General features: G+C 62.7%; 2 protein-coding genes. One reads left to right on the forward strand and one right to left on the reverse strand.

The annotated features are described in order from the left end of the window. Nucleotides 1-222, forward strand: a 222-nt coding sequence (locus AB4Y86_RS19455; RefSeq protein WP_441403754.1) for a GNAT family N-acetyltransferase, incomplete at its 5' end; no start/stop codon positions are given. Nucleotides 223-322: 100 nt separating this feature from the next. Here AB4Y86_RS19455 and AB4Y86_RS19460 read toward each other — a convergent pair. Next, the coding region (locus tag AB4Y86_RS19460; protein WP_441403755.1) for an aminoglycoside N(3)-acetyltransferase at nucleotides 323-1,090 on the reverse strand (768 nt) is incomplete at its 5' end.

The following is a 1,090-nucleotide window of genomic DNA, read 5'->3' on the forward strand; positions in this document are numbered from 1 at the left end:
CTGCTGATGGAGTGGGCCTTCGTAGAGCGGGGGATGTCTCGCGTTGAATGGCGGTGCCGCACCGACAATGACCGCAGTGTTGCTGTCGCGCAGCGACTGGGGATGCATTCGGACGGCGTTCTTCGCAGTAGCTGGGTCTACGACGGGAAGCGTTACGACAAGGAGGTATTTTCAATACTTCGTGCCGAATGGATTAGTACGCGGCCTGTTATCGCTCAATGACAGACGCCGCTCCGAACGCTCGTTGGACCCGAGGCCGGACGCTTTCGCACGCAGCCAAGTGGATAGATGGCAACGAGACGTGTTCAAGTGCGACGGCCAGTCACCGCTGACGCGCATTGGTTGAGGGTGCCTGCGTGAGGAGCTCGTCGAACCGGCCCGTTGCGAAGTGCACGAACGGAGGCACCGGTATGAGCCGGCAGGCTGCTTGGCCCATCCTGATGATCCGGGTTCCGCTCCTCCGTTCGAAGTCGTCCCCGATGCTCGGGAACAACCGGCCGTTATCGTCCGCAACATCGAGCGATTCGACCCATACCCGCTCGCCATCGACGATCTTGGGGAACCGCCGAATCTTCAACCGACGTGCAAAAGACAACGTCTCGGCGTGGTGCAGGAAGGTGTTTCGGTTATGCCCAACGCCAACGAGCAAGATGTGCGCCCCGAGGTCATGCAACCGGCCAAACGGCGAGTCTCGGCCCACTGCGAATCCCAACGGATGCGGCTCCACGATACGATCCGCGTGGCGTCCGTGGGCGGATACGGACACCTGGGGATGGGCGCTCCTGACGCTTCCCGGAAGCTTGCGAAATGCCTCGGCTATCGCACCCATTTCCGAGGGCATATCCGGATGGAACAGCGGCACCACGTCCCGGCGCCCGCGCGTGGCGGTATCTGGCACACCGACGGTACCAGGAGACGGATCTGCAATCTGAGGCGTAAACGCCGGCATCGCCACCGTACCGCCGGACCCGACGGCCTCAAGCAGCGAGGCCACGACGGTGTCGGCGCCGCCCGTCACGGTTCCAAGACTCGACAGTGACGAATGAACAATCACCGTCATGCCAGCGGACAGGCCGAGACGCTCCCATCC

The organism is Arthrobacter sp. 2YAF22_2 (assembly GCF_052114645.1).
Taxonomy (GTDB): domain Bacteria; phylum Actinomycetota; class Actinomycetes; order Actinomycetales; family Micrococcaceae; genus Arthrobacter.